Below are 18,761 nucleotides of genomic sequence, written 5' to 3'. Positions count from 1 at the left end.
ATCGGCGGCGGAGGTCTGCCACCCTTGCCGCACGTTCTCCTGGGGGCTCCGCCGCCAGCGCGTTGCGCAGTTGCGGGCCCGGGCCGCCGCCGCGGGTGCGGCGTTGGCCCGGGAGCGGGACGTCGCGGCGGGGCTGGCGGCCGGGGGGCGTCGACTCCGACGGGCCCGCCGAGCCCGCCACCGCGATCTGGACACCCTGGTCCGCCAGCGCCTGCAGCTCCGTCGCCGCGCGGTCGTCGTGCGTCGGCGGCTCGTCCGTGACCAGCCGCGTAATCACATCCGTCGGCACCGTCTGGAACATCGTGTCGGTGCCGAGCTTGGTGTGGTCCGCGAGAACCACGACCTCCGCCGCGGCCTGGACCAGCGCCCGGTCGACGCTCGCCGACAGCATGTTGGACGTGGACAGTCCGCGCTCGGCGGTCAAGCCGCTGCCGGACAGAAAGGCCCGGGAGACCCGCAGCCCCTGCAGGGACTGTTCCGCCCCGCTGCCCACCAGCGCGTAGTTGGAGCCACGCAGCGTCCCGCCGGTCATGACGACTTCGACCCGGTTGGCATGGGCCAACGCCTGGGCGACCAGCAGGGAGTTGGTGACGACGGTCAGCCCGGGGACGCGTGCGAGCCGGCGGGCCAGCTCCTGCGTCGTGGTCCCCGCTCCGACCACGATCGCCTCGCCTTCTTCGACGAGGCCCGCGGCGAGATCGGCGATGGCCGTTTTCTCGGCGGTCGCGGACAAGGATTTCTGCGGAAAGCCGGACTCGCGCGTAAATCCGCCCGGCAGTACCGCACCGCCGTGACGGCGGTCGAGGAGTCCTTCTGCCTCCAGTGCCCGCACGTCCCGCCGTACGGTCACTTCGGAGGTCTGGACGACGCGGGCGAGCTCACGGAGCGACACGGCCCCGTTGGCGCGCACCATTTCGAGGATCAATTGGCGACGTTCTGCAGCGAACACGAAACTGACAGTAACCTGACCGGCCGACAGTTTTCAGCACTATGCGCCGAATAAAGGAAGTTGTGCACGGACGGGGCCGCCAAGTGGTATGGGCGGCCCCGAAGTTGATCGGTCGCTGCGTGGAGTGCGCCGGGTTCGTCGGGTTTACGCCCGCATCACGCTTCGCCGGCCGCCTTGCGGGTGTGCAACTGCCGTGCCACCTCGGCGATCGACCCCGACAGAGAGGGATACACAGTGAAAGCGTTTGCGATCTGTTCCACCGTCAGATTGTTGTCGACCGCGATCGAGATGGGATGGATCAGCTCGCTGGCACGCGGTGAGACGACCACACCGCCGACCACAATCCCCGTGCCCGGACGGCAGAAGATCTTGACGAAGCCGTCCCGGATGCCCTGCATCTTCGCGCGCGGGTTGCGCAGCAGCGGCAGCTTGACGACCCGGGCGTCGATGATGCCGCCGTCGACGTCCGCCTGGCTGTAGCCGACGGTCGCGATCTCCGGGTCGGTGAAGACGTTGGACGAGACGGTCTTGAGGTTCAGCGGCTGCACCGCGTCGCCCAGGAAGTGGTACATCGCGATCCGGCCCTGCATCGCCGCGACCGAGGCGAGTGCGAAGACGCCGGTGACGTCACCTGCGGCGTACACGCCGGGGGCGCTCGTACGGGAGACCTTGTCGGTCCAGATGTGGCCCGAGTCCTTGAGCCTGACCCCGGCTTCCTCGAGGCCCATGCCCGCGGAGTTCGGGATCGCGCCGACCGCCATCAGGCAGTGCGAGCCGGAGATGACGCGGCCGTCGGAGAGCGTCACCTCGACCCGGTCGCCGACGCGCTTGGCGGACTCGGCGCGGGAGCGGGCCATGACGTTCATGCCGCGGCGGCGGAAGACGTCCTCCAGGACCGCGGCGGCGTCCGGGTCCTCGCCCGGCAGCACGCGGTCGCGGGAGGAGACGAGGGTGACCCGGGAGCCGAGCGCCTGGTACGCGCCGGCGAACTCGGCGCCGGTGACGCCGGAACCGACCACGATGAGCTCCTCGGGGAGCTCGGTCAGGTCGTACACCTGGGTCCAGTTGAGAATGCGCTCTCCGTCGGGGAGCGCGTCCGGGATCTCGCGCGGGTGGCCACCCGTCGCAATCAGCACCGCGTCGGCGGTCAGCGTCTCCTCGGTGCCGTCCGCGGCGCGCACGACGACCTTGCGGGAGCCGTCCATCCCCTGCCGGCCCTCCAGCCGGGCGCGGCCGCGCAGCACACGCGCCCCGGCCCGGGTGACGGAGGCGGTGATGTCGTGGGACTGGGCGAGCGCGAGCCGCTTCACGCGTCGGTTGACCTTGCCGAGGTCGACGCCGACGATCCGGGCGGCCTGTTCCATCGGCGGGGTGTCGTCGGCGACGATGATGCCGAGCTCCTCGTGCGAGGAGTCGAAGGTCGTCATGACCTCGGCCGTGGCGATCAGGGTCTTGGAAGGGACGCAGTCGGTCAGCACAGAAGCCCCGCCGAGGCCGTCGCAGTCGACGACGGTCACCTCCGCGCCGAGCTGGGCGCCCACCAGGGCCGCCTCGTATCCGCCGGGTCCGCCGCCGATGATCACGATCCGGGTCACTGGGGTTACGCCTCGCGCTCTCGTCGTTCTGCCGGGTTCGGGGGGTGGCCCCTTTGGACTGCAGTACGTCCTCCATTGTCCCGCACGGTTCAAGTGCCCTCGCCCCGGGTCCCTCCATTGGTGAACGGCAACCACCCGCGCCCCTCCCGTACCCTCGATCCCATGTCGCTCTACGCCGCGTACGCCGGCAACCTCGACGCGCGGCTGATGTCTCGCCGCGCCCCGCACTCCCCCCTGCGCGGCACCGGCTGGCTCAACGGCTGGCGGCTGACCTTCGGCGGCGAGCAGATGGGCTGGGAGGGCGCGCTGGCCACGATCGTGGAGGCGCCGCGCTCGCAGGTTTTTGTCGCGCTGTACGACATCGCGCCCATGGACGAGGACTCGATGGACCGCTGGGAGGGTGTCGGCCTGGACATCTACCGGCGGATGCGGGTCCGGGTCGACACGCTGGACGGCGAGGAGCCGGCCTGGGTGTACGTGCTGAACGGGTACGAGGGCGGGCTGCCGTCGGCCCGGTATCTGGGAGAGCTGGCGGATGCGGCGGACTCGGCGGGCGCGCCGCACGACTATGTGATGGAGCTCCGGAAGCGGCCTTGCTGATGCGTTTACCGTCGCGTTCGTGGGAAACGACAAGGCAACGATCCGAAGACCGTGCGCTGCGTCATCTACGCGCGTAGGAAATGACCGGCTACCCTCGTCCGCGTGAACGCATCTGTGAATCCGGACCTCAACGGCGTTAGCGCCGACCCCCACGCCGCAGCCGACGCCGCCGCCGCGCGCCTGCGCGAGCTCACCGGCGCCGAGACGCATGACGTAGCCCTGGTGATGGGCTCCGGCTGGGCGCCGGCCGTCGACGCGCTCGGTACGCCCGAGGCCGAGTTCCCGGTCACCGACCTGCCCGGCTTCCCGCCGCCGGCGGTAGAGGGCCACGGCGGCAAGATCCGCTCGTACCGCATCGGCGCGAAGCGGGCGCTGGTCTTCCTGGGCCGTACGCACTTCTACGAGGGCCGTGGCGTGGCCGCGGTGTCGCACGGGGTGCGCACCGCGGTGGCCGCGGGCTGCAAGACCGTGGTCCTGACGAACGGCTGCGGCGGTCTGCGCGAGGGCATGCGCCCCGGGCAGCCGGTGCTGATCAGTGACCACATCAACCTGACGGCGGCGTCGCCGATCATCGGCGCGAACTTCGTGGACCTGACGGATCTGTACTCGCCGCGGCTGCGGGCGCTGTGCAAGGAGATCGACGCGTCGCTTGAGGAGGGCGTGTACGTCCAGTTCCCCGGCCCGCACTACGAGACGCCGGCGGAGATCAACATGGTCCGCGTGCTGGGCGGCGACCTGGTCGGCATGTCGACGGTCCTCGAAGCGATCGCGGCACGCGAGGCGGGCGCGGAGGTGCTGGGCATCTCCCTGGTCACGAACCTCGCGGCGGGACTTACGGGCGAGCCGCTGAACCACGAGGAAGTGCTGCAGGCGGGGCGGGACTCGGCGGCGCGGATGGGCGAGCTGCTGACGCGGGTTCTCGACCGCATCTGACGGTCCGCCGGGGGGTGCGGGCCCGTTGCGCGGGGCGTCCGCGGCGCGCGGGCGGCGTCCACGGCACCCCGCACCCATGCGGGCCCGCCGAGAATGGGCGGGCCACCAAGACACACGAGAGGCGGACCAACCGTGCAGCAGGACCTCATCGCGCGGGCCAGCGCGTGGATGGCCGAGGACCCGGACAGTGAGACCCGGGACGAGCTCGGCAAGCTCATCGAGGCGCGGGATCTCGACGAGCTCGCCGCCCGGTTCGGCGGGACGCTGCAGTTCGGGACGGCCGGGCTGCGTGGAGAGCTCGGGGCCGGGCCCATGCGGATGAACCGGGCCGTCGTCATCCGGGCCGCCGCCGGGCTCGCCGCGTATCTCAGGGCGAAGGGCCAGGGCGACGGCCTCGTCGTCGTCGGCTACGACGCCCGCTACAAGTCAGCCGACTTCGCGCGCGACACGGCCGCCGTCATGGTCGGCGCAGGGCTCCGCGCCGCTGTGCTGCCGCGTCCGCTGCCGACCCCCGTGCTCGCCTTCGCCATAAGGCAGCTCGGCGCCGTGGCCGGGGTCGAGGTCACCGCCAGCCACAACCCGCCGCGCGACAACGGCTACAAGGTCTATCTCGGCGACGGCTCGCAGATCGTGCCGCCCGCCGACGCGGAGATCGCCGCCGAGATCGCGGCCGTGGCGAGTCTGAGTGACGTGCCGCGCGCCGACGACGGCTGGGACACGCTCGGGGACGAGGTCCTGGACGCCTATCTGGCGCGTACGGACGAGGTTCTGACCGCCGGGTCCCCCCGTACTGCCCGCGTCGTCTACACCGCCATGCACGGCGTCGGCAAGGATGTGCTCACCGCCGCCTTCGCCCGCGCCGGTTTCCCCGCGCCCGTCCTCGTGCAGGAGCAGGCCGAGCCCGACCCGGCCTTCCCGACCGTCGCGTTCCCCAATCCGGAGGAGCCGGGGGCGATGGATCTCGCCTTCGAGACCGCCCGGCGTGTCCGGCCGGACATCGTCATCGCCAACGACCCCGACGCGGACCGGTGCGCCGTGGCCGTCCCCGACGGCGGGGACTGGAAGATGCTCCGCGGCGACGAGGTCGGCGCGCTGCTGGCCGAGCACCTCGTCCACAAGGGCGCGCGCGGCACTTTCGCCGAGTCGATCGTGTCCTCGTCGCTGCTGGGTCGGATCGCCGACGCGGCGGGACTGCCGTACAAGGAGACGCTGACCGGCTTCAAGTGGATCGCCCGCGTCGAGGGCCTGCGTTACGGCTACGAGGAGGCGCTGGGCTACTGCGTCGACCCAGAGGGCGTACGCGACAAGGACGGCATCACCGCCGCCCTGCTCGTCGCCGAGCTGGCGTCCGAGCTGAAGGAGCAGGGCCGTACCCTCACCGATCTGCTCGACGACCTCGCCGTCGCGCACGGGCTGCACGGCACCGACCAGTTGGCCGTGCGGGTCGAGGATCTGAGCATCATCGCGGACGCCATGCACAGGCTGCGCGAGCAGCCGCCGACCGTGCTCGCCGGGCTGCGGATCGTCTCGGCGGAGGACCTGAACAAGGGCACGGACAAGCTGCCGCCCACGGACGGCCTGCGGTACTACCTCGACGGCGAGTTCAAGGCGCGCGTCATCGTCCGCCCGAGCGGCACCGAGCCCAAGCTCAAGTGCTATCTGGAGGTCGTGGTCCCGGTCGCGGACGCGAGCGAGCTCCGGACCGCCCGCGAGCGCGCCACCGAGATCCTGGACGGGATCAAGCGCGATCTGGCGCGGGCCGCCGGGATCTGACCGCCCGTACGGGTGATTCTCGTACGGAGTTGAGGCAGCGGCACACGCTCCCCGGGGCCGTCCGGGCAATGGTGACCCGGTATCGCCTGCCGATTCCCGGGAGCAGCCGCCGTGTCCCCCACCGCGACCGTTCGAGCCACCGTCCCCGCCTCGCGCCGGCCACCGGCCATGGGAGGCGGTGGCCGGGCGGGCGCAGGTGACCGGCTGCGGCGCGCGGTGCGGCGGGCCGCGCCCGCGCTGCTCGGCTATCTCGTGGTGCGGCTGTGCGGGCTGCTGGTCCTGGCCAGGTGGGCGCATCTGCGCGGGCACGGCATCTGGCCGACGCTGGCCACGTCCTGGGACTCGCACTGGTATCTGGGGATCGCCGACCACGGGTACGACAGCACCCTCGGTACCCGTGTCAACGACAACAACCTCGCCTTCTTCCCGCTCTATCCGGGACTGGTGAAGGCCGTCGCGGCCGTAACTCCCGGCTCGCGCGCCTCAGTCGGGCTGCTGCTCGCCATCGGCTTCTCGTTCGTCGCGGCGTGGGGCGTCTTCGCGGTCGGCGACCGGCTGTACGGGCGGCGGGTGGGCTTTCTCCTCACCCTGCTGTGGGGCGTGCTGCCCGTCGCGATCGTCCAGTGGATGGGCTACACGGAGTCGCTGTTCACGGCGTTCGCGGCGTGGGCGCTGTACGCGGTGCTCACCGGGCGCTGGATGTGGGCGGGTTCGCTCGCGACGCTGGCCGGGCTGACGAGGCCGACGGGCATCGCCGTCGCGGCGGCGGTCTCGGTGGCGGCGGCGCTGTCCTGCCGCGGTGGCCGCAGGCGCCGCAGGAGCAGCCGCGCGACGGCCCTGGCGGCGGCGCTGATCGCACCGGCCGGATGGCTGGCGTATGTCACGTGGGTGGGGCTGCGCGTGGGCCGCTTGGACGGCTATTTCGCCGTACAGAGACTGTGGAAGAACCAGTGGGACGGCGGGGCGTCCACACTGCGCGAACTGCGCCAGTACCTCGTCTACATGACCGAGCCCCAGCTCTTCCTGGTGATCGTGTCGGTGGTGCTGATCGTGTCGGTCGGGCTGTATCTGCTCTGCCTCTCCGAACGGCAGCCGGTCGCGCTGCTCGTCTTCACCGGCATGCTGCTGCTGGTCGTACTCGGCAGCGGCGGCGTCTACTTCCCGCGCGCCCGCTTTCTGCTCCCGGGCTTCCCGCTGCTGCTGCCGATCGCCCGGGCGCTGGCGAGGGCGCGGCGTACGGCGGTGGTGGCGGCGCTGCTCGGTGCCGGGACGCTGATGTCGGCCTGGCTGGGTGCGTACATGCTGCTGGTGTGGAAGGGCCCGCCGTAGGGGTTCGGGGCGGGTGGTGCCGTTGGGGCTTTGCGGGTCACCTCTGCGGTTCGCCCGCGAAGCCACCCACCCCTACGGGGGCACGGGGGCGTCAGCCCCAGGTCCCGTCAGGGTTTCGGGAAGGGGTGGGTCGGGGGTCAACCAACCCGAGCCGCGCAGTGACCGTCAGCCGATCGCCAGCAGGATCACCAGCAGCACCGCGCCCGCCGCCGCAGGCGCCGCGACCTCGTAGGCCCAGCGCACCTGCGGCTCGCCCTTCGCGCCCGGCAGCTCCGCATTGCGCTCCGTCAGTTCGCGCAGATCCGCGATCGCCCGGTCCGACGCGGCCATCCGCGGCGCGTCGTCCCTGGCATCGCCGCCGAACGGCGTGGCGCGGCCGCGCGCGAGCGGGCCCTTCACGGGCCGCAGCGGCCGGCGCACGGCCTTCTTGCGCGCCCGCAGCGAAACGGGGATGGCCCACAGCTGGTACTTCGCGCCCTCCTGCGTGAAGACCTCGCTGGAGTACCCGGCGCGGACATCCGCGACGGCCGCCCAGGGAATCGTGATCGTCCGGAAGGGGTTCCTGATCCGCATCCGGTCGTCGTTGGCAAAGACCGCGGGACGCAGCGTGAAGGCGATGACCAGCGGGACGGCGAGCAGCGCGACGGCGAGGGCAAGCCACGGCGTACGCCCCTCGCCCCGGACGATCGCGTCCCCGGCGAGCCAGGCGATGAGCGCGAGCAGCAGCACTCCCCCGGCCATCCCGGCGGGCGACCGGAAGACCCGGTCGGCGTAGGTGGGCTCGGCAGGCTGCTGGGGACTCGTCATGACTCCGATTCTGCCGTACGTCCTCGCCCGGCCGTTCCGGGCTGCCCCACGTCCGCACCCGGGCCCGCGGGACCAGCCCTCGACACCACCCCCTGTACAGGCCGCTACGCGCGTAGATATGCTCATCTGGTGACCATGCCCACCATCCCCACCGCATTCGCTGACGTGACCGCGTCCGACAGCACACTGCGGCGCTTCCTCCACGGTCTGCCCGGCGTCGACGCCGTCGGCCTGGAGGCCCGCGCCGCAGGGCTCGGTACGCGTTCGATCAAGACCACGGCCAAGGCGTACGCCATCGATCTGGCCATCTCGATGATCGACCTGACGACGCTCGAAGGCGCGGACACCCCGGGCAAGGTCCGGGCGCTCGCCGCCAAGGCCGTCCATCCCGACCCGACCGACCGCACCACCCCCTCGACCGCCGCGGTCTGTGTCTACCCCGACATGGCCGCCATCGCCGCCGAGGCCCTCAAGGGCTCCGGCGTCAAGGTCGCCTCCGTCGCCACCGCCTTCCCGGCCGGCCGCGCCGCGCTCGACGTGAAGCTCGCGGACACCCGCGACGCCGTCGCCGCCGGGGCCGACGAGATCGACATGGTGATCGACCGCGGGGCCTTCCTCTCGGGCCGCTATCTCAAGGTCTTCGAAGAGATCCGCGCCGTGAAGGAGGCCGCGGGCCCGGCCCGGCTGAAGGTCATCTTCGAGACCGGCGAGCTCTCCACGTACGACAACATCCGTCGCGCCTCCTGGCTCGGCATGATCGCCGGCGCGGACTTCATCAAGACCTCGACCGGCAAGGTCGCTGTCAACGCCACCCCCGCCAACACGCTGCTCATGCTGGAGGCGGTGCGCGACTACCGCGCGCAGACCGGCATCCAGGTCGGCGTGAAGCCCGCGGGCGGCATCCGCACCAGCAAGGACGCGATCAAGTTCCTGGTCCTGGTCAACGAGACCGTGGGTGCAGACTGGCTGGATAACCACTGGTTCCGCTTCGGCGCGTCGAGCCTGCTCAACGACCTGCTCCTGCAGCGTCAGAAGCTGGCGACCGGCCGCTACTCCGGCCCCGACTACGTGACGGTGGACTGATCACCATGGCATCTGTATTCGAATACGCACCCGCACCCGAATCGCGGTCGATCGTCGACATCGCACCGTCGTACGGCCTCTTCATCGACGGCGAATTCACCGACGCCGCCGACGGCAAGGTCTTCAAGACCGTCTCCCCCTCCACCGAGGAGGTCCTCGCCGAGGTCGCCCAGGCCGGCGCCGAGGACGTGGACCGCGCCGTGAAGGCGGCCCGCAAGGCCTTCGAGAAGTGGTCGGCGCTGCCCGGCTCGGAGCGTGCCAAGTATCTCTTCCGTATCGCGCGGATCATCCAGGAGCGCTCCCGCGAGCTCGCCGTCCTGGAGACGCTCGACAACGGCAAGCCGATCAAGGAGACCCGCGACGCGGACCTCCCCCTGGTCGCCGCGCACTTCTTCTACTACGCGGGCTGGGCCGACAAGCTCGACCACGCGGGCTACGGCGCGAATCCCCGGCCCCTCGGCGTCGCGGGCCAGGTCATCCCCTGGAACTTCCCCCTCCTGATGCTGGCGTGGAAGATCGCCCCGGCGCTCGCCACCGGCAACACCGTGGTGCTGAAGCCCGCCGAGACGACCCCCCTCTCCGCCCTCTTCTTCGCGGACATCTGCCGCCAGGCGGGCCTGCCCAAGGGCGTCGTCAACATCCTTCCGGGATACGGCGAGACGGGCGCCGCGCTCGTCGAGCACCCCGACGTCAACAAGGTCGCCTTCACCGGCTCGACCGCCGTCGGCAAGGCGATCGCCCGTTCCATCGCCGGTACGGACAAGAAGGTCACCTTGGAGCTGGGCGGCAAGGGCGCCAACATCGTCTTCGACGACGCCCCCATCGACCAGGCCGTCGAGGGCATCGTCTCCGGCATCTTCTTCAACCAGGGCCAGGTCTGCTGCGCGGGCTCTCGCCTGCTGGTCCAGGAGTCGGTCCAGGACGAGCTGCTCGACTCCCTCAAGCGCCGTCTGACGACGCTGCGCCTCGGCGACCCGCTGGACAAGAACACCGATATCGGTGCGATCAACTCCGCGGAGCAGCTGGCCCGTATCAAGACCCTGACCGAGACGGGCGAGGCGGAGGGCGCCGAGCGGTGGTCCGCCCCGTGCGAGCTGCCGAGCTCCGGCTACTGGTTCGCGCCCACGCTGTTCACGAATGTCACCCAGGCGCACCAGATCGCGCGTGACGAGATCTTCGGCCCGGTCCTGTCGGTGCTGACCTTCCGTACGCCGGACGAGGCGGTCGCCAAGGCCAACAACAGCCAGTACGGCCTGTCGGCGGGCATCTGGACGGAGAAGGGCTCGCGGATCCTCGCGGTCGCGAACAAGCTCCGCGCGGGTGTGGTGTGGGCCAACACGTTCAACAAGTTCGACCCGACCTCGCCCTTCGGCGGCTACAAGGAGTCGGGCTTCGGCCGCGAGGGCGGCCGTCACGGTCTGGAGGCCTACCTCGATGTCTGACGGGCGACTGAGCGTCTTCAAGACCTACAAGCTGTACGTCGGGGGCAAGTTCCCCCGCTCCGAGAGCGGCCGGGTGTACGAGGTGACGGCGAAAACATCAGCCGCTGGCGCGGCGGGCAAGGGCAAGTGGCTGGCCAACGCCCCTCTCTCCTCCCGCAAGGACGCCCGTGACGCGGTCGTCGCGGCCCGCAAGGCCTTCGGCGGCTGGTCGGGCGCGACCGCGTACAACCGCGGCCAGATCCTCTACCGCATCGCCGAGATGCTGGAGGGACGTCGCGAGCAGTTCGTACGCGAAGTGGCGGACGCGGAGGGCCTGTCGAAGCCGAAGGCCGCGGCCGTCGTGGACGCGGCGATCGACCGCTGGGTCTGGTACGCGGGCTGGACGGACAAGATCGGCCAGATCGTGGGCGGGGCGAACCCGGTCGCCGGGCCGTTCCTCAACCTCTCCACCCCTGAGCCGACCGGCGTCGTCACGATCGTGGCCCCCCAGGAATCTTCCTTCCTGGGCCTGGTCTCGGTGCTCGCCCCGGTGATCGCGACGGGCAACACGGCGATCGTGATCGCTTCGGAGAAGTCGCCGCTCCCCGCGCTCTCGCTGGGCGAGGTGCTGGCCACGTCGGACCTCCCCGGTGGCGTGGTCAACGTCCTGTCCGGTCGTACGGCCGAGATCGCGACTCCGCTGGCCTCGCACCAGGACGTCAACGCCATCGACCTCACCGGTGCCGATGACGTACTGGCCAAGGAGCTGGAGATCGCGGCGGCGGACAACCTCAAGCGCGTCCTTCGTCCACAGCCTGTGGATTTCTCTGCCGATCCCGGCACGCACCGCCTGACGGCCTTCCTTGAGACGAAGACGGTCTGGCACCCGACGGGCTCTCTCGGCGCGTCCGGGTCGGCGTACTGATTCGGCGAACCGACGGGCCCAGGGGGTGTCTCACCCCCTTGCCCCCATGACCGAGCCCCCTGCCGTCCCGTCCGGCGGCAGGGGGCTCATTCGCGCCCGGGCTCAGAAGGGCAGCAGCGCCGCGGCCTGGCCCGCCACCGGCAGGTCCTTGAGGGCCTGGCCCTGGGTCAGCTGACCCGTCGCCGTCGTCGTGCCGACGGGCTGGAAGTCCGCGACCTGAGTGGCGATGCCGTTGTCCAGTGGGTCGACGCCGGTCTTGGCGAGGGGGTTGAGCTGGAGGCTCTTGAGCTGCCCGACCCCTGCCACCGAGTTGGTGACCACGCCGGTCAGACCCTGGGTCGTGCCCCCGCCGAGGGTGTCGGGGGCCACCGGACCCAGGGGCGCCGCCGGCGCGGCATGGGCGGCGGCCTCGCCCGCGCCGAGGGCCGCGGCCACCGCCGCGACGGTCAGACCTGCACGCAGCAGGGCGAGCCGCCGGGACTGGGGAGCTGTGTGACGTGCCATGGGATTCCTGACTGAGTGAGTAATCGGACGAGCACGCAGCGTAGTTGAGGTGTGATGCTCAATACCAACATCCGCCCCGAGGGGTCCCCTTCACGGGTCAATGCATCACACTGGTGTCCCGTGAGCTCTTCCTCCATACCCACCCGTGTTGTGCTGCTCTCGGGCCCCTCCGGTTCCGGAAAGTCCTCCCTCGCCGCCCGCACCGGGCTGCCGGTGCTGCGCCTGGACGACTTCTACAAGGAGGGCGACGACCCGACGCTTCCGCAGGTCGCGGGCAGTTCGGACATCGACTGGGACTCCCCTCGGTCGTGGGACGCGGACGCGGCGGTGGCGGCGGTCGAGGAGCTGTGCCGTACGGGACGTACGACGGTGCCGGTGTACGACATCTCCACGAGCTCGCGCGTCGGCGTGGAGGCGTTCGACATCGACCGCACACCGCTGTTCGTGGCTGAGGGAATCTTCGCGGCGGACATCGTCGGGCGCTGCCAGGAACGTGGGGTACTGGCCGACGCGCTGTGCCTGCGCGGCCGCCCGTCGACGACGTTCCGCAGGCGGCTGGCGCGGGATCTGCGCGAGGGCCGCAAGTCGGTGGGCTTCCTGGTGCGCCGCGGCTGGCGCCTGATGCGCGCGGAACGGGGCATCGTGGCACGGCAGACGGAACTGGGCGCGTACCCGTGCGGCAAGGCCGAGGCGCTGGGCCGCCTCGCGGCCGCGGCTGCGGGCCGCCGCCGCTCGCCTGCGGCGAGCACTTCGGCGTAACAATGCGGGGGCACGGGGTACCCCCACGCCCCGGCGGCAGCTTCGCGCCGCGAAACGGGTGCCTGCACCGCAAAGCGCCATTGAGCAACCCCCACGGCGAGCAACCACCGCCGCGAGAGCGGCGCCGGCTCAGGCGCAAAGCGCAGCGGGGCCGGACAAGACCCCCCGGCCTGTCCGGTCCCGCTCTGTTTCCCCCCGTGATCCCCCGTGGTCCCCCGATCCCGCCGTCTCCCCCGAAACGGCGGCCCCGTTCCCCCTGCCCTCAGGCCACCAGCTCGCCGAAGGACTCCTCCTCGTCACGGCCGAAGCTGAGGACCTCGTCCTCACGCAGCCGGCGGAGCGACCGCCAGATGCTCGACTTCACCGTGCCGACACTGATGTCCAGGATCTCCGCGATCTCCGGGTCGGTGCGGCCCTCGTAGTAACGAAGGACCAGCATCGTCCGCTGGAGTTCGGGCAGCCTGGCCAGCGCCTGCCAGAGCACCGCGCGCAGCTCCGTACCCCGCATCGCGTCGGTGTCGCTCGCCGTCTCCGGCAGCTCCTCCGTCGGGTACTCGTTGAGCTTGCGCCGGCGCCAGGCGCTGATGTGCAGATTGGTCATGGTGCGGCGCAGATAGCCCCCGACCGCCGCCTTGTCGCTGATCCTGTCCCAGGCCCGGTACGTCGAGAAGAGGGCGCTCTGCAGCAGATCCTCCGCCTCATACCGGTCACCGGTCAGGTGGTAGGCGGTTGCGTACAGGGAGGCGCGGCGTTCCTGCACGTAGGCGGTGAACTCCGCCTCCGACAGGCTCGTCCGCTCCCCCGAGACCTCCCCGTACGCCGCTCCGCTGCCCCCCGCGGTCGCGTCAACCACCGTCATGTACGACGGCTTGTGCTGACGCCCGGCGCTGCGAACGCACCCCCGCCCGTTCACGGCGCCGGACTTCTCCGTGCTCCTCACGACGTCGTGGAGACGCGTGACAACTGCGCTTGAGTTGGTGCTGTGCAGTGCGTTCATCTCGCGCCCCCCGTCGAGTGGAGTCTTGTTCCGTCCGTGTGCCAAGAAGCTTGCCCGGGCAGTTTCATGGCGTTGTCCGTCGACTGTCACAGGCCTGTCACAGGGCCCACCGGGGTCTCGCGAAGACCGGCCGGGACCCCCTTCCGCACCGCTGCATAAAGCGCTCGAAACGCCTCTCACAAGGGGAGGGATCGTGTGGGAGCGCTCCAGCAGTCGAACTACGGCTCCCCCATGGGACAGAATGACCTCCGTGCCTTTCCTGTTGCTGATCGAGGACGACGACGCCATCCGCACGGCCCTCGAACTCTCGCTGTCACGCCAGGGCCACCGAGTGGCCACCGCGGCGACGGGAGAGGACGGCCTGAAACTGCTGCGTGAGCAGCGGCCGGACCTGATCGTGCTGGATGTGATGCTGCCCGGGATCGACGGTTTCGAGGTGTGCCGCCGCATCAGGCGCACCGACCAGCTGCCGATCATTCTGCTGACCGCACGCAGCGACGACATCGATGTGGTCGTGGGTCTTGAGTCGGGCGCGGACGACTATGTCGTCAAGCCCGTGCAGGGCCGCGTGCTGGACGCCCGGATCCGTGCCGTACTGCGGCGCGGGGAGCGGGAGTCCACCGATTCGGCGAGCTTCGGCTCGCTGGTGATCGACCGCTCCGCGATGACGGTCACCAAGAACGGCGAGGACCTTCAGCTCACTCCGACCGAGCTGCGGCTGCTGCTCGAGCTGAGCCGCAGGCCGGGACAGGCCCTGTCGCGGCAGCAGCTGCTGCGGCTGGTCTGGGAGCACGACTACCTCGGCGACTCACGACTGGTGGACGCGTGCGTGCAGCGGCTGCGGGCGAAGGTGGAGGACGTGCCGTCCTCGCCGACCCTGATCCGTACGGTGCGCGGCGTGGGTTACCGGCTGGACGTCCCCCAGTGAGAGATGTGCACGCCATGACCCCCGTGAACGGAACCACTCGGTGAGCGGTGCCGCGAAGCGCGCGATACTCGCCGGACTTCGCTGGACGAGCCTTCGGCTCCGTCTTGTCGTCGTCTTCGCGCTGGTCGCGCTGACCGCCGCCGTGTCCGCTTCGGGCATCGCGTACTGGCTCAACCGGGAAGCCGTGCTGACCCGTACGCAGGACTCGGCGCTCGGCGACTTCCGCCAGGGGATGCAGAACCGGGCCGCCGCGCTGCCGCTGCGGCCCACCCAGAGCGAACTGCAGAAGACCGCCGAGCAGATGGCCGGCGGCAATGCGGGCTACAGCGTGCTGCTCATCGGCGAGCGCGCCGAGGGCAAGCCGATCGTCGGTGCCTCCAATCCGGACAACTTCACGCTCGACGACGTACCGGCCAAACTGCAGGAAGCGGTCAACGAGCGGCAGGGTGTCGGCGCGGGCAACTCCGTCCCGTACCACCTCTACTGGCAGCGCACCCAGCGCGGCGGCAAGCCCTATCTAGTCGGCGGTACGCGGATCATCGGCGGCGGCCCGACCGGCTATGTGTTCAAGTCCCTGGACCAGGAGCGCCAGGACCTCAACTCCCTTGCCTGGTCGCTCGGGATCGCCACCGCGCTGGCCCTGGTCGGCTCGGCGCTGCTCGCGCAGGCCGCAGCCACCACCGTCCTCAAGCCGGTGCACCGGCTGGGCGAGGCGGCACGGCGGCTCGGCGAGGGCAAGCTCGACACCCGGCTGCGGGTCTCGGGTACGGACGAACTCGCCGAGCTGGCAAGGACGTTCAACAAGACGGCCGAGTCGCTGGAGAAGAAGGTCGCCGACATGAGCGCGCGGGAGGAGTCCAGCCGCCGCTTCGTCGCCGACATGTCGCACGAGCTGCGCACCCCGCTGACCGCGCTCACCGCCGTCACCGAAGTCCTCGAGGACGAGGCCGACAGCCTCGACCCGATGATCGCGCCCGCCGTGAACCTCGTGGTGAGCGAGACCCGGCGGCTCGGCGATCTCGTCGAGAACCTGATGGAGGTCACCCGCTTCGACGCGGGCACGGCCAGGCTCGTCCTGGACACGGTCGACGTCGCCGACCAGGTCACCGCCTGCATCGACACACGCGCCTGGCTGGACGCGGTGGACCTGGACGCCGAGCGCGGGATCATGGCACGGCTCGATCCGCGCCGGCTCGACGTGATCCTGGCGAATCTGATCGGCAACGCGCTCAAGCACGGCGGTTCGCCGGTACGGGTGTCGGTGCGGCCGGTCGACCACGAGCTGCTGATCGAGGTACGGGACCACGGGCCCGGCATCCCTGAGGACGTACTGCCGCATGTCTTCGACCGCTTCTACAAGGCGAGCGCCTCGCGGCCGCGCTCCGAGGGCAGTGGTCTGGGGCTGTCGATCGCGATGGAGAATGCCCACATCCACGGCGGCGACATCACCGCGGCCAACTCGGCGGACGGCGACGGCGCGGTGTTCGTGCTGCGGCTGCCGCGCGACTCGTCGCTGAACGACTTCGACGGACACGGCGACACGGACACGGACCCGGACAGCACCGGCGAGCCGGGAGAGGACGGCGCGCAGTGACATCCCCCAGGGCGCGTGCCCGGCGGACGGTGGCCGCACTCGCCGTACTCACGAGCGTCGTCGCCGTGCTCGGCGGCTGCGGCATCCGGCCCACCCAGGTGCCCGTCGACGCCGGTCCCGCGCCCTCGCGGGTGCCGTGCGAGGTGACCGGGGAGAACATCACCCCGCAGGCGCAGCCGCAGGGCGTCCCCGTCCGCGTCTACCTGGTCTGCGCCTCCCAGCTGGAGTCTGTGGACCGTACGGCCCGGATACCGGACGAGAAGGCCGCCGACAGCCGTCTGCGGGTCGCCCAGGCGCTCCTCGGCGAGCTGGTGAAGGAGCCGTCGGCGCCGGAGCACGAGGCGGGCTTCGCCACGTACGTACGAGGGCCCCTCGTTCTGAGCGGGGCGCGCGAGGGCGATCCGGCGGGCACGCTGCGGCTGAGCCGCCAGCCGGAGGATCTGCCGACGGCGGCGCTCGCCCAGATCGTCTGCACCTTCGCGGAGAGCCGGGCGGCCTCGGCGGACGGTTCGGTGGTGCTGGGCGGGCCCGGGGAGTACGCCCCGCGCGGGTACCAGTGCACGGCCGGGACCAAGGAGCGGCCCGATGAGGCCGTGCCGACGCTCGGCGCGCTGCCCTCGCCCTCGTCCTCACCTTCGTAGAGCGTCCTCGCCCTCCTAGAGCTTCCTCTTCCGGGCGGGCGGAACCGATTCGCGGGAAGCGTGCGTCTTGGGGGGCGTGCAGCGTCAAGGTTCGGCAGGCAGTGCCGCCATCCACTTCCGCGCGGCGGGGGTCATCCTCCTCCTCGCGCATCTGCTGCTCGTTTCCTGGCTGACGCTGCGCCCACTCGATGTGGTGTGGGTGACGCCCGCGAATCTCGAGCCGCTCGCCGGTATCAAGGCGGATCTCGCGCTGGGCCCGGTGGTGGCCGCACGCCGGATCGGCGAAGGACTGCTGCTGCTCGCCCCTCTCGGCGTACTGCTGCCCATGGCGGGTGGCAGGCTCGCCGTCTCCCCCCTGGCCTCGCTGGCCCGTACGGTCGCGGCCGGGGCCCTGCTGTCGCTCGGCATAGAGCTGCTGCAGACCGGGGTGCCGGGGCGGGTCCTCGACGTGGACTCGCTGCTGCTGAACACGGCCGGGGTGGCCCTGGCCCATCTGGCCCTCGTGCCCGCCGGCCGGGCCCGGCTCCGCCGCAGGCAGGAGCAGACGGCCGCAGCGGGCTCATCCCGGCGGCAGCGCGGGGCCATGCTGCGGGAGGACGCCTCTCAGGGGGCGACCCCGACGATTCCCAGGGTCGGGATCGCCCCGTAGAGCGACGCTTTGACCCCCCTCGCGGAGCGACTATGGATGCATCGGGAGCACAACAGAGATGCTCCCCGGAAGGTTCTCGCGAAGGAGCCCACCATGGCCGCACTTGTCCGCCCCCGAGACGGACGCATGATCGGCGGAGTGTGCGCAGCGCTGGCACAGCGCTTCGGCACCTCTGCGACCACGATGCGTGTGATCTTTGTTCTCTCGTGTCTGCTGCCCGGCCCGCAGTTCCTGATCTACCTGGCGCTCTGGGTGCTGCTGCCCTCGGAGAAGGCCGCGAGCACGGCCTGGTAGTACGCGCTGTGAGGAGCCATAGACGGCAGTCTCAGCCGTTGAGCACCTGGGCGACCTTCGCCAGCTGCTTGTCGGCGACTTCCTGAGGGACGCGCGGCGGAGTCCGCCGCGCGAGGTCGAGCGCCATGAAACGCGCCACGGTCGCGCCCTTGCGCACCACGACCAGATGGATCGGGGCGACGGCGCCCTCGTTGTTCCCCACGGTGGTCCAGCTGACGGTCTCGTCGGCGCCGCTGACGGTGAAGGCCGCGGTCTTCACCTCGCGGTAGTCACCGCTGCGCCCGTCGAGGGTCGCGCTGAAGCCCTCGCCGCAGCCCGCGATCGCCGACTTGAGCGAGGCCATCAGCTTTCCGGCCCCGGCCTCGCTGTACGAACTGAGCGAGGCGGACACCGCAAGGCCGAGGCTTTCCAGCGAACCGAGCCCCCTGTTGACGGTGCGCTGCGCCTGCGGGCTCGGCTTGTCGCCCATCGCGTCGGCGAGCGGCTGGCACTGCCGCTTGTCGGCGGCGGGCTGTCCGGAGGGCGCGAGCGCGCTCTTCCCCGGGGACACCTGGAAGCCGGGCAGATCACCGGTGGCCAGCGCGGCACGCTGCAACTGGGGCTCGCTGAGCGGCTTGGAGGCGTCGGCGCCGCCCGGTCCGCCCTTGCCGCTGTCGGCGCCCTGGCCCGGCTGCGTACGGACAGGGCTGCCGGTGTCCTTGGCGGGCTGCTTGCCGTCGTCACTCGTACAGGCCGTGGCCAGCAGGAGCGCGGGGACGGTGACAAGAGTGGTCAGTCCTGCGGTCTTCACGCGCATGGCGGCGATCCTGGCACAAGGCTCCACCGGATCAGCCGGATCGGGCACGAGAAGGCTCTGGAGGTCCTGTCGACGGCGGCCGACACCGACCGAGCGACTTGCGGGTGAGGATGTTCAGGCGCACCGCGATGAGCGGACCGGCCTTCGGGTCGAGGACGCGGTGCGGCGCGGCGGTGCGGATCAG

The 18,761-nt window shown here is 71.0% G+C and carries 19 protein-coding genes; 13 read left to right on the top strand and 6 right to left on the bottom strand.

Annotated elements, in window-relative coordinates:
- A partial coding sequence (locus ABZS64_RS14930; protein ID WP_355828812.1) for a DeoR/GlpR family DNA-binding transcription regulator occupies positions 1 to 913 on the bottom strand: 913 nt, incomplete at its 3' end.
- Between the two features lie 191 nt (positions 914 to 1,104).
- Positions 1,105 to 2,544: an NAD(P)H-quinone dehydrogenase gene (locus ABZS64_RS14925; protein WP_355828425.1), complete on the bottom strand. Its 1,440-nt coding sequence runs from the start codon at positions 2,542 to 2,544 to the stop codon at positions 1,105 to 1,107.
- 162 nt (positions 2,545 to 2,706) lie between these two features.
- On the opposite strand from ABZS64_RS14925, the gene ABZS64_RS14920 reads away from it, so the two are divergent.
- The 4 genes from ABZS64_RS14920 to ABZS64_RS14905 all read left to right on the top strand — a co-directional run bounded on the left by ABZS64_RS14920 (position 2,707) and on the right by ABZS64_RS14905 (position 7,179).
- Entirely contained in the window at positions 2,707 to 3,144 is a 438-nt protein-coding gene (locus ABZS64_RS14920; RefSeq protein ID WP_142214025.1) for a gamma-glutamylcyclotransferase, read from the top strand.
- Positions 3,145 to 3,246: 102 nt separating this feature from the next.
- Positions 3,247 to 4,077 carry a purine-nucleoside phosphorylase gene (locus ABZS64_RS14915; protein WP_355828421.1) on the top strand — a complete coding sequence of 277 codons (831 nt, stop codon included), beginning with the start codon at positions 3,247 to 3,249 and terminating at the stop codon, positions 4,075 to 4,077.
- A gap of 93 nt (positions 4,078 to 4,170) precedes the next feature.
- Entirely contained in the window at positions 4,171 to 5,850 is a 1,680-nt protein-coding gene (locus ABZS64_RS14910; RefSeq protein ID WP_355828419.1) for a phospho-sugar mutase, read from the top strand.
- A 111-nt stretch (positions 5,851 to 5,961) separates the two neighbouring features.
- Positions 5,962 to 7,179 carry a hypothetical protein gene (locus tag ABZS64_RS14905; RefSeq protein ID WP_355828417.1) on the top strand — a complete coding sequence of 406 codons (1,218 nt, stop codon included), beginning with the start codon at positions 5,962 to 5,964 and terminating at the stop codon, positions 7,177 to 7,179.
- A gap of 165 nt (positions 7,180 to 7,344) precedes the next feature.
- Here the strand turns inward: ABZS64_RS14905 and ABZS64_RS14900 are convergent, their stop codons facing one another.
- Positions 7,345 to 7,986 (bottom strand): PH domain-containing protein, encoded by a 642-nt coding sequence (locus tag ABZS64_RS14900; protein WP_355828414.1) that lies wholly within the window; start codon positions 7,984 to 7,986, stop codon positions 7,345 to 7,347.
- A gap of 135 nt (positions 7,987 to 8,121) precedes the next feature.
- On the opposite strand from ABZS64_RS14900, the gene deoC reads away from it, so the two are divergent.
- The 3 genes from deoC to ABZS64_RS14885 are packed head-to-tail and all read left to right on the top strand — an operon-like array spanning position 8,122 to position 11,415.
- Positions 8,122 to 9,069, top strand: a complete 948-nt coding sequence (deoC, locus tag ABZS64_RS14895; protein ID WP_355828809.1) for a deoxyribose-phosphate aldolase — start codon at positions 8,122 to 8,124, stop codon at positions 9,067 to 9,069.
- A 5-nt stretch (positions 9,070 to 9,074) separates the two neighbouring features.
- Positions 9,075 to 10,511 carry an aldehyde dehydrogenase family protein gene (locus ABZS64_RS14890; RefSeq protein ID WP_355828411.1) on the top strand — a complete coding sequence of 479 codons (1,437 nt, stop codon included), beginning with the start codon at positions 9,075 to 9,077 and terminating at the stop codon, positions 10,509 to 10,511.
- On the top strand, positions 10,504 to 11,415 hold the full coding sequence (locus ABZS64_RS14885) for an aldehyde dehydrogenase family protein (RefSeq protein ID WP_355828408.1): 912 nt from the start codon (positions 10,504 to 10,506) through the stop codon (positions 11,413 to 11,415). Before ABZS64_RS14890 ends, ABZS64_RS14885 begins: the two co-directional genes overlap by 8 nt.
- Positions 11,416 to 11,517: 102 nt before the next feature.
- Here the strand turns inward: ABZS64_RS14885 and ABZS64_RS14880 are convergent, their stop codons facing one another.
- Positions 11,518 to 11,919, bottom strand: coding sequence for a hypothetical protein (locus ABZS64_RS14880; RefSeq protein ID WP_355828405.1), 402 nt, complete (start codon positions 11,917 to 11,919; stop codon positions 11,518 to 11,520).
- A 54-nt stretch (positions 11,920 to 11,973) separates the two neighbouring features.
- Between ABZS64_RS14880 and ABZS64_RS14875 the strand changes: the two genes are divergently transcribed.
- A complete protein-coding gene (locus ABZS64_RS14875) occupies positions 11,974 to 12,678 on the top strand; it encodes a uridine kinase (RefSeq protein ID WP_355828402.1) in 705 nt (234 codons plus the stop codon).
- A 262-nt stretch (positions 12,679 to 12,940) separates the two neighbouring features.
- On the opposite strand, the gene ABZS64_RS14870 is transcribed toward ABZS64_RS14875, so the two are convergent.
- A complete protein-coding gene (locus tag ABZS64_RS14870; protein ID WP_355828399.1) occupies positions 12,941 to 13,675 on the bottom strand; it encodes a SigE family RNA polymerase sigma factor in 735 nt (244 codons plus the stop codon).
- 250 nt (positions 13,676 to 13,925) lie between these two features.
- Between ABZS64_RS14870 and afsQ1 the strand changes: the two genes are divergently transcribed.
- The 5 genes from afsQ1 (at position 13,926) to ABZS64_RS14845 (ending at position 17,781) form a co-directional block, all read left to right on the top strand.
- Positions 13,926 to 14,603, top strand: a complete 678-nt coding sequence (gene afsQ1 / locus ABZS64_RS14865) for a two-component system response regulator AfsQ1 (protein WP_266486879.1) — start codon at positions 13,926 to 13,928, stop codon at positions 14,601 to 14,603.
- Between the two features lie 40 nt (positions 14,604 to 14,643).
- A complete protein-coding gene (locus tag ABZS64_RS14860) occupies positions 14,644 to 16,197 on the top strand; it encodes a HAMP domain-containing sensor histidine kinase (RefSeq protein WP_355828395.1) in 1,554 nt (517 codons plus the stop codon).
- The gene (locus tag ABZS64_RS14855; RefSeq protein ID WP_355828392.1) at positions 16,194 to 16,838 is read left to right on the top strand and encodes a hypothetical protein; all 645 of its coding nucleotides are present in this window, start codon (positions 16,194 to 16,196) and stop codon (positions 16,836 to 16,838) included. The genes ABZS64_RS14860 and ABZS64_RS14855 overlap by 4 nt, the downstream gene beginning before the upstream one ends.
- Before the next feature lie 76 nt (positions 16,839 to 16,914).
- On the top strand, positions 16,915 to 17,487 hold the full coding sequence (locus ABZS64_RS14850) for a VanZ family protein (protein ID WP_355828389.1): 573 nt from the start codon (positions 16,915 to 16,917) through the stop codon (positions 17,485 to 17,487).
- A gap of 93 nt (positions 17,488 to 17,580) precedes the next feature.
- A complete protein-coding gene (locus ABZS64_RS14845; RefSeq protein ID WP_355828386.1) occupies positions 17,581 to 17,781 on the top strand; it encodes a PspC domain-containing protein in 201 nt (66 codons plus the stop codon).
- A 31-nt stretch (positions 17,782 to 17,812) separates the two neighbouring features.
- On the opposite strand, the gene ABZS64_RS14840 is transcribed toward ABZS64_RS14845, so the two are convergent.
- Positions 17,813 to 18,577 carry a hypothetical protein gene (locus ABZS64_RS14840; RefSeq protein ID WP_355828383.1) on the bottom strand — a complete coding sequence of 255 codons (765 nt, stop codon included), beginning with the start codon at positions 18,575 to 18,577 and terminating at the stop codon, positions 17,813 to 17,815.
- Positions 18,578 to 18,761: the final 184 nt, after the last annotated feature.

Source organism: Streptomyces sp. NPDC005408 (genome assembly GCF_040606445.1).
Lineage (GTDB): Bacteria > Actinomycetota > Actinomycetes > Streptomycetales > Streptomycetaceae > Streptomyces.
The sequence above is the reverse complement of the archived record's forward strand: the minus strand, read 5'-3'. Positions and strand labels throughout refer to the sequence as shown.

Bases quoted from the DNA above. Each gene is read 5' to 3' on its own strand.
- ABZS64_RS14920 (WP_142214025.1), top strand. From the start codon at position 2,707: ATGTCGCTCTACGCCGCGTACGCCGGCAACCTCGACGCGCGGCTGATG.
- ABZS64_RS14910 (WP_355828419.1), top strand. From the start codon at position 4,171: ATGGGCGGGCCACCAAGACACACGAGAGGCGGACCAACCGTGCAGCAG.
- ABZS64_RS14900 (WP_355828414.1), bottom strand. From the start codon at position 7,986: ATGACGAGTCCCCAGCAGCCTGCCGAGCCCACCTACGCCGACCGGGTC.
- deoC (WP_355828809.1), top strand. From the start codon at position 8,122: ATGCCCACCATCCCCACCGCATTCGCTGACGTGACCGCGTCCGACAGC.
- ABZS64_RS14890 (WP_355828411.1), top strand. From the start codon at position 9,075: ATGGCATCTGTATTCGAATACGCACCCGCACCCGAATCGCGGTCGATC.
- ABZS64_RS14885 (WP_355828408.1), top strand. From the start codon at position 10,504: ATGTCTGACGGGCGACTGAGCGTCTTCAAGACCTACAAGCTGTACGTC.
- ABZS64_RS14880 (WP_355828405.1), bottom strand. From the start codon at position 11,919: ATGGCACGTCACACAGCTCCCCAGTCCCGGCGGCTCGCCCTGCTGCGT.
- ABZS64_RS14875 (WP_355828402.1), top strand. From the start codon at position 11,974: ATGCTCAATACCAACATCCGCCCCGAGGGGTCCCCTTCACGGGTCAAT.
- ABZS64_RS14870 (WP_355828399.1), bottom strand. From the start codon at position 13,675: ATGAACGCACTGCACAGCACCAACTCAAGCGCAGTTGTCACGCGTCTC.
- ABZS64_RS14845 (WP_355828386.1), top strand. From the start codon at position 17,581: ATGGCCGCACTTGTCCGCCCCCGAGACGGACGCATGATCGGCGGAGTG.
- ABZS64_RS14840 (WP_355828383.1), bottom strand. From the start codon at position 18,577: ATGCGCGTGAAGACCGCAGGACTGACCACTCTTGTCACCGTCCCCGCG.